Below are 7942 nucleotides of genomic sequence, written 5' to 3'. Positions count from 1 at the left end.
TGGTTCCCAGAACGGACTGGTCGCCAGCCAAGGGCTGAGTCAGGCAGGACTGGGAGCCAATGAGGCTGGTGATCGGTTTGGTGAATCCTTAGCAGTGGGAGACTTCAACGGCGACGGTTTTGACGACCTAGGGGTTGGAGCCCCTGGTGAAGCTCCTGGGTCTGATCCCAAGTCCGGGTTTGCCTTTATCTTTCATGGCTCCGCTAACGGATTGGTACCTAGCCAAGGACTGGATCAGGCAGGTCTAGGAGCAAATGAAGCCGGTGATCTGTTTGGTGCTGCACTTGCCTAGCACTTCCCTCTGAATTTTCGACGTTGCTGAAGTAAGAAATGATATCAAGTATAGTCGGGTCATTTATCAGTGGTCAGTTACCCATTCCCCATTCCCCACTCCCCTCAATTATTCCATTAATCATCAACGCCGAATTATCTAGGTTATGCATTAAGCAAATCTCGGCTAGATCGCCCGATCATTCCCAGCCTGGGGTGAGGCTAAAGTTCTCTATTAGCTTGAGCCTCGCCCATTCTAATTAACCATTTTAATTAACTGTAATTAGCCAAAATTTGACGAATTTGAGCATCAATAGTCTCTGGTTTCTCAACCATCGCCATATGTCCACATTCAGCAATTTCAATCACATTGTCCCCACAGGATTGAAAGAGACTGTGAAAACTAGCAAGATGGCGCACATATTTGGGTTCCATTACCTTATCCTTAGTACCAGCAATGAAATAAACAGGTTGTTTGAGTCGGGAAACTACCTGAGGTAAGCGATGCACCTCCGCTTCTGTGGTAGAATCTAATAAGGTTCTCAATGCAGCTTCTGCGTTAGCAGTAACAAAATCAATAACCCGTTGACGTCCCCATTTCCGGGCAATAGGGCGCGCTACCTGAGCCCTGGTAAACAGTAAGTCCAGTAAAGGGACATAACACAACCAACGGGGACGCCGTTTTCCCAACTGCTGACCAGCCACCCGAAACCGCTCAAATTCTTCTTTCAGATAAATCCCACCACCAGCATTAAGACAGATTACCCCTTGAATCCTCTGAGGCAGCAAATAGGCACCCCATAGAGCAATGCTACCCCCTAGGGAATGACCAACCAACCAAGCCGGCTCGATTCCCAGTTTTTCTAGCAGGATGCCCAAGTCCTGAGCATAGGCAGCTAAGCTATAGCGGTCAGTGGATGAAGCAGCAGTCTCAGGAAATGGTGATTCCGAGTCCCGGTTCGATGTTGAGCTTTGAGTGTTATGAATTTGGGACTGGGATTCACCGAATCCCCGCAGGTCATAAATCAGACACTGATACTGCTGTGACAACCTATAAATTAGAGGTTGCCAATAGCTACGGCTTAACAGCCAGCCGTGGATGAAAACCAGAACAGGACAGGATGATTGAGTAGGAGGTGTTAATTCGTAAGTATGGGATACTCCTAGGATGTTAATGCTTGCCATACCTTGATCTTATCGAAGAATTAACAGGATAGGAAATTAGTCAGTGATTTTAATCACATCTTGTTTGTCTTTACTTGAAAAGTAGGCAGGATGACGGACTTAGCCACCAATAGCCTTAAAACCCGGTTTCTGGTTATATATCAAAGGCTGAAATCGTAGTAATTACCTTAAGAAACTGGGTTTGCGGCATAAGTCCTTAGGTGCGCTTTCCCCATTAAGAATTAAATTCTGGCTTTGGTGGGCTTTCCAATGGGCGAGTAAATCGCCCTTGGGTCGCACTTTCGGGTCTCACCTGTGCTTGTCACCCAATGATAACTAAAACACTTGACCTAGTAATCGCCTCCGAATGCTTTCAGCAATTTTTTGACCTAAATAATCGGGAATCAAGTTTCCGTTAGGACCTAGTAGGTAAAGAATCAGTCGGGTTCGTCCCCGCCACACCAGCAAGTTGGCATTGACCACCAGTAAATCCTCTTGCCAGATGGCATACATAACTTTGTAAAATAATCCAGGTTGGTTATTGGCCTCAATTAACAGCGCTGGTAGATGAAACACTGGGTCTACATAAAATTCTGTTTCTACCTGCTTCAAGCCAGCATCGAGATTAAATTCCACTGCCAGCATTTGTTCCACCTCAAAGCGCCCTGCCAAAGCCTCCCTCAGGGCACGGCAGACATTTTCTGAGGTTTTGTAGGTCAGCGCTTTCCGGTCACGAGACACCACTAGTTTCATAAACACCAGCATTGGGGGACTAATTTGACCATAAAGACTGAGACTGTGGATAGTCAGTCCATAGGCAGTCAGAACGCCAAAAATGTCACTGAGCAGAAAAGACTCATTGCGGTAAGCAAAGTGCAGGACACTTTTTGAGCCTTCCGGTTTGATCTCAATTACAGCATGTTGGGTTTTATAGAGTCGGTAAGCCAGTTTGAGGTTGTGCAGTTGGATCTCACTACTGACAAACTGTTCATAGAACTTAGGAAACGCTCGGTTGAAGCGTTTCAGGATTTCTTGTTGGGATGATTTCCAACCCACAGTGATCGATAGGGGTAGGTGGCTATTCTTGTTTATCAAAAGGTGCGACCCGTGGCGAATTTAATTTGCCAAGGTCAAGCGCACCTAAGCTTTTTGAGTTAACACAACCCCGTCAGCTTCTAGGGGGACTTACAAAAATACTGATAAAAGAGCCTTAAATGTATATATAGATAGAGTTTAACATTGAGGTGCGACCCAAGGGCGATTTACTCGCCCATTGGAAAGCGCACCTTGATTTGCTTGATTTCTTGATATATATGGGTTGGAGCCCCCAGCCAACAACAAGGGCGGATCTGATTCATTTCTGAGCAATCCTGCTGATTAGCCTAGTCTAACTAATCTTCCCCAACTTCCCCACCTTCGGTACCTTCCTAGCCTGAAACAGCTGTGCCCCCTCCGACGCGAGAATCTTACCCAAGCAACTTCAAAGAGCGCGAGCCTTGAGGGAATGCTAGGATGGGAATTTGGATAGGAGGCTTAATTGTGGTATTATCATTTGCACAAAGAATTAGTTTCAGATCAAGGTAGGTCGGGTATGATAGTTTTCCTGGTGGAGTAAAACCATATAGATCAAATATCACTTTCTGTTTTTTAAAACATTTAAGTCTGGCTCTGGTTGACCGAGACCCAGAACGTCTGAGCCGTCAGGGAAAGAAGACCATTACCAGTCCAAGTAGCTCACAATTATGATAACGCCACTGTCACACCTGCATGGGTTTTTGGAAAAGCTTCTTTAGCAGTTCTGATACTGCTTTGCCTCAAACACGATCTGAAGGAGATACCGTAGAAGGTGTCAAATATCGCACCGACGGTACCTCACGGGTATTTTTCAGTACAACACGGGAAATTGACCTGTACGAATTGGAAGAACTTTGTGATGCTGTTGGTTGGTCTCGGCGTCCTCTGCGCAAAGTTAAGAAAGCCATTCAGCATAGCTTTTTGGTTACTTCTATGTGGTACCAGCGAGGTAACACGAGGCGCTTAATTGGCTTTGCCCGTGCCACTTCTGATCATGCTTTCAATGCCACAATCTGGGATGTAGTAGTTCATCCAGATTTCCAAGCCAAGGGACTAGGTAAAGCTTTGATGAGATATATGATCAAAAAATTGCGCAGCCAAGATATTAGCAATATCACCCTATTTGCCGATCCTCAAGTGGTAAGTTTTTACCGTAAAATGGGATTTATGCCTGACCCAGAAGGTATTAAAGGCATGTTTTGGTATCCAGATTAATCTAGAGTACACACAAAATGCCAAAAGTGAGTTATACTGGTTATACTGCTTAGAGGTAGCATCCGGGATGTAGCGCAGCTTGGTAGCGCGCCTGCTTTGGGAGCAGGATGTCGCAGGTTCAAATCCTGTCATCCCGATTGGAAATCGATCAATCAATAAGTCTAATCAGTCAAGACACCAGGGTAAAGTCAGTGAAACTTGATAATAGTCAGGTGCAGAGCCATGAAACGCCGCTGATCAGCTAAGTTAACATGCCACGTCAAGCTATGATCGACAAGAATGAATTTAATCTCTGCCTCTACTAGAGGTTAGTAAGTTGCGTTCAGATCTCTCAGTGAGCAGGGTATTCTAGTTGTAACAGGCTCTTCTTCGTTAAAATTCGAGGTAATTTCTATGAAATCATTGTTCCGTTGGGGCACAACATTAAGTTTAGTAGGGAGTGCCTTACTAGGCTCAGTGAGTGCGGAAAATTTAGCGGCACTGGCTCTGACCGAAGAGCAGGTAAGAGAAAAGTTGACACCTGTACCTGTATTTGCAGTTACTGATACTAAAGGTTCGCCACTAGTAGCCTCAATTCCAGATCAGCAAGATCAAAAGAAGACTACCTCAGTGGCAGGTGTGTTTATTAGCCAAGAAGATGCTAATGCCTTTGTACAGCGTTTAAAGCAGGAGAATCCTCAACTAGGTAACAAGGTTCAAGTAGTGCCTGTATCTTTGGGGGAAGTTCATGAGCAAAATCAAAAGAATCGCACTGTTCCCAATGGTTTAAATTTTGCCTACATACCAAACCAACAGCAGGTAAAGCAGGCACAAGCGATCTGGAACCAAAATGGTCAAGAAAAAAAGCCATTTCAGGGCGTACCGCTGTTTGTGGCCAAAGAAGCTAGCAACAGCGGATACCTAACCATTCAACAAAATGGGGTCTCATCAATTCCGTTCTTTTTTAACAAAGAGCAATTGCAGAGTATAGTGAATCGCTATAAGCAGCAAGACCCTAACTCCCAGGTTAAGATAGAGGTAGTGCCTCTAGAGGGCGTTATAAAAACCTTACAGGACAGCAACGATCAGCAGCTAGAGAAAATCGTACTAGTGCCATCCCAGGAATCCCTGAAATTTTTGCAAGGTCTGTCCCAAAATCAACTCCAACGTCCAAATCAATGATTATGGGTCAGCGGTGGGTGGTCTCGGGAAAAGAACTCTGGCAGTGGCGTCAAGATGCCTGCAAGTCTGCCGCCGAGGCAGGTGTCCCTACAGCTGAAGTGGACTGGTTGCTAAAGGAGGTAGCTGAGCTTGACCCATTAGTGCTACGCTTGGAGTCATGGCAACAGTGTTCCTTGTTAGGGCAAGCCACTGAAAACTCAACTATTCAACTTTCCCAACCTCTACCTGTACTCACCCAACTGTGGCAAAAGCGTATCCATCAGCGATGCCCAGTTCAATACCTAGCTGGGGTTACTCCTTGGCGTCATTTCTCCTTGAGAGTTTCCCCAGCTGTCCTGATTCCCCGCCCAGAAACTGAATCCCTGATTGATCTGGCGGTCAATGGTGTAGCTATGAGCTCTACACCTGACTTATCATCAGGACACTGGGCGGATTTGGGGACTGGTAGTGGAGCGATCGCTTGTGGACTGGCAGAGGTATTTCCCCATGGGACTATTCATGCCGTTGATTGCACTGAAGAAGCCCTTGCCATCGCTCAATTGAATGCTCAACAGTTGGGCATGGCAGAAAAAATTAAGTTCTACCATGGTTATTGGTATTCACCTCTAGAAGCCTTGAAAGGTCAGTTAAGTGGTATGGTGGCAAACCCACCTTATATACCTAGTAACTCCCTCAAACAGCTACAACCAGAAATATACTACCATGAACCCCATATTGCCCTCGACGGTGGCAGGGATGGTCTAGACTGTATCCGACAGCTGATTGACATGTCTGGGGATTATCTGCGCCCAGGCGGTGTTTGGTTAATTGAAATGATGGCAGGACAAGCGGACAAGGTTGTTCAACTACTCCAAAACCATGGCAGTTACTCTGAGATCCAGATATTTCCAGATTTAGCAGGTATTGACCGCTTTGCTCTAGCTTATAGGAAGTATGAAGTATAAACAAGGTATGCATAGATGCCCACAGGTAAAAAGCTTTGGAGAATTTTCCCAAGCTTTTACCTTTGACGTGATAGCTTCTACTTTTTAGTGTGCTGGTGAGCAATGACCCAAGTTTCTATGGCTACCCTGATTTCCGGGGCTCTCTCAGGTAAGCTGGTAAGTTTTCCGACAGATACAGTACCAGCACTAGCAGTGCTACCGCACAAGTCAGAGTTGGTGTTTGAGGCAAAGCGGCGTCCTCAAGACAAACCTTTGATTTTGATGGGGGCATCTCCTAAGTCTCTTTGGCCATTTGTTCAAGGTACTTCCGCACAGAGGTCGATTTGGGAACACATGGCTGTTAAGTATTGGCCAGGAGCATTAACATTGGTTTTACCCGCTTCAGATAAAGTACCTACCGTTATGAATCCTTCTGACCCGACTACTATTGGGGTGCGTGTGCCAGCTTCCAGGATAGCGATCGCAATTTTGTCCAAGACTGGTCCGTTGGCAACTACCAGTGCTAATTACTCAGGCGAGCCACCTTTACAAACAATGGCAGCGGTTGAGGTGCAGTTTCCCGAGGTATTGACCCTCCAGCCAGCTGAGTTAGAAGCGATCAAACCAGACAAGATTGGCGTCCCGTCTACTGTTGCCAAATGGACCAGCAGTGGCTGGGAAATTTTGCGTGCTGGAGGGATTGAATTAGACGATTCAGAGTTTGAATAGTTCTACTCACCTTTTAAAAAAACTAGCTATCCTTAAAAAGATCTGACAAAAAAGTATGAAGTTTGAATTGTGAAGGAACCCTGAATTGTGAAGGAATCCTGAAAAGGTTCTATCGATTGGTTACTCAGCAACAGGTATTTTTTTAGCCTCGTTGCCTACCCAACTCTACCCTTGTCGATTACCAGCAGTACAATCTTCAACCTTCATTCTTTATCCTTCAATTTTGTTAGGTGCGCTTGACCTTGGCGAATTAAATTCGCGCGATTGTCGCGCCTCCAAGGCCGCGAGCAATCCCTCGCGGCCTAGGGTCGCACCTTCGGGTCGCACCTGTTGACGTTTTTAGTGTGGCAAGACTTAATAAGCATGGGTGAGACAGATCTGATCTATTTGCTAGTAGGCATTGGGTTAGGAGTTATGGGGAGTCGCTTCCGGAAATTTTTAAAGGTGCGCTTTCCAATGGCCGGGTTCCCCGGCCTTGGGTCGCACCTTAAGGTGCGCTTTCCAATGGCCGGGTTCCCCGGCCTTGGGTCGCACCTCCATGAAAGCACAGACTCAAAGACCTCTGGATGCCATCAAACTGATACTGATGCTGAAGAAATCCAGGGTCTGAAACAGGAATTCAAGCAAAATCAATTGGCTTACCAAATGGCAATGGAAATGAGCCAGTTTAAAGCCGGATTTTTGGCACGAACTTCCCACGAGTTGCGATCGCCCCTGAGTCGGTTGATTGGTTTACATCAGTTGATTTTGTCTGATCTGTGTGAGTCTCCAGAAGAAGAGAGAGAATTTGTGAACCAGGCTAACGCCTCTGCCCATACTATGGTCAAACTGCTTGATGAGGTGACTGCTGTAGCTAAAACTGAACACGGTACTAACGTTTTGGAGATTTGCTCAGTCCCGTTGAAGCAGCTGTTGGAAGACGTCTATCGTCTCACCCATTTGCAAGCTGCCAATCGCAATCTCCACCTGGAAATAGTTCCACCTGACCCCCAAATCCACATTTTAGCAGATCCACGGCGTTTTCGACAGGCATTAGTAATGATGGTAGATACTTCCATTACTCAGATAACCAGTGGTCAAATTAAAGTTTGGGCTGCACTCTCCTCTAAATCTGAAACAGTTTGCATCTGGATTGATATGCCCTGTGCCATCAGCTGTTGGGCTGAAGCTGTTGATTTATTGCAATTACCACCAGATCAATCAAAACAGCCCAGTGAAACGGTATCCACTTCATCTGGACTGACCTTGTTGATGATTCAAACACTCCTGGAAGTGATGCAGGGGCGTATAGAAGTATTAGCGGTTCCCAGTGAAGAAGCTCACAATGATACCTCTGCTGAGAATCTTACCCGGTTTCAAGTTTCTATACCCCAGGGTATTCCTGAGATTGTAGAGCCTTACTAGGG

At 46.0% G+C, this 7942-nt stretch carries 8 protein-coding genes and 1 tRNA gene; 7 read left to right on the top strand and 2 right to left on the bottom strand.

Features of this window, described 5'->3' with window-relative positions:
- The coding region (locus F6K37_RS12820; RefSeq protein ID WP_287250579.1) for an FG-GAP repeat protein at window positions 1-292 on the top strand (292 nt) is incomplete at its 5' end.
- Window positions 293-543: 251 nt separating this feature from the next.
- Here F6K37_RS12820 and F6K37_RS12815 read toward each other — a convergent pair.
- The gene (locus F6K37_RS12815) at window positions 544-1455 is read right to left on the bottom strand and encodes an alpha/beta fold hydrolase (protein ID WP_287250576.1); all 912 of its coding nucleotides are present in this window, start codon (window positions 1453-1455) and stop codon (window positions 544-546) included.
- 315 nt (window positions 1456-1770) lie between these two features.
- On the bottom strand, window positions 1771-2496 hold the full coding sequence (locus F6K37_RS12810) for a hypothetical protein (protein ID WP_044492570.1): 726 nt from the start codon (window positions 2494-2496) through the stop codon (window positions 1771-1773).
- A 705-nt stretch (window positions 2497-3201) separates the two neighbouring features.
- Between F6K37_RS12810 and F6K37_RS12805 the strand changes: the two genes are divergently transcribed.
- From F6K37_RS12805 to F6K37_RS12780, 6 genes are all read left to right on the top strand, one after another.
- Window positions 3202-3723 carry a GNAT family N-acetyltransferase gene (locus F6K37_RS12805; protein ID WP_008181937.1) on the top strand — a complete coding sequence of 174 codons (522 nt, stop codon included), beginning with the start codon at window positions 3202-3204 and terminating at the stop codon, window positions 3721-3723.
- Between the two features lie 63 nt (window positions 3724-3786).
- Window positions 3787-3860, top strand: a tRNA-Pro gene (locus F6K37_RS12800).
- A gap of 256 nt (window positions 3861-4116) precedes the next feature.
- Entirely contained in the window at window positions 4117-4884 is a 768-nt protein-coding gene (locus F6K37_RS12795) for a Tic22 family protein (RefSeq protein WP_008178422.1), read from the top strand.
- Window positions 4881-5828 carry a peptide chain release factor N(5)-glutamine methyltransferase gene (prmC, locus tag F6K37_RS12790; protein ID WP_008178420.1) on the top strand — a complete coding sequence of 316 codons (948 nt, stop codon included), beginning with the start codon at window positions 4881-4883 and terminating at the stop codon, window positions 5826-5828. The genes F6K37_RS12795 and prmC overlap by 4 nt, the downstream gene beginning before the upstream one ends.
- Before the next feature lie 102 nt (window positions 5829-5930).
- The gene (locus F6K37_RS12785) at window positions 5931-6536 is read left to right on the top strand and encodes an L-threonylcarbamoyladenylate synthase (RefSeq protein WP_008178418.1); all 606 of its coding nucleotides are present in this window, start codon (window positions 5931-5933) and stop codon (window positions 6534-6536) included.
- A gap of 363 nt (window positions 6537-6899) precedes the next feature.
- Entirely contained in the window at window positions 6900-7940 is a 1041-nt protein-coding gene (locus tag F6K37_RS12780) for a sensor histidine kinase (RefSeq protein ID WP_287250570.1), read from the top strand.
- Window positions 7941-7942 lie beyond the last annotated feature (2 nt).

The sequence above is a fragment of the Moorena sp. SIO4E2 genome (assembly GCF_010671945.1).
Classification (GTDB): domain Bacteria; phylum Cyanobacteriota; class Cyanobacteriia; order Cyanobacteriales; family Coleofasciculaceae; genus Moorena; species Moorena producens.
The sequence above is the reverse complement of the archived record's forward strand: the minus strand, read 5'-3'. Positions and strand labels throughout refer to the sequence as shown.

Coding starts and splice junctions, on each gene's coding strand:
- F6K37_RS12815 (WP_287250576.1), bottom strand. CDS start 1,455: ATGGCAAGCATTAACATCCTAGGAGTATCCCATACTTACGAATTAACA.
- F6K37_RS12805 (WP_008181937.1), top strand. CDS start 3,202: ATGGGTTTTTGGAAAAGCTTCTTTAGCAGTTCTGATACTGCTTTGCCT.
- F6K37_RS12795 (WP_008178422.1), top strand. CDS start 4,117: ATGAAATCATTGTTCCGTTGGGGCACAACATTAAGTTTAGTAGGGAGT.
- prmC (WP_008178420.1), top strand. CDS start 4,881: ATGATTATGGGTCAGCGGTGGGTGGTCTCGGGAAAAGAACTCTGGCAG.
- F6K37_RS12785 (WP_008178418.1), top strand. CDS start 5,931: ATGACCCAAGTTTCTATGGCTACCCTGATTTCCGGGGCTCTCTCAGGT.
- F6K37_RS12780 (WP_287250570.1), top strand. CDS start 6,900: ATGGGTGAGACAGATCTGATCTATTTGCTAGTAGGCATTGGGTTAGGA.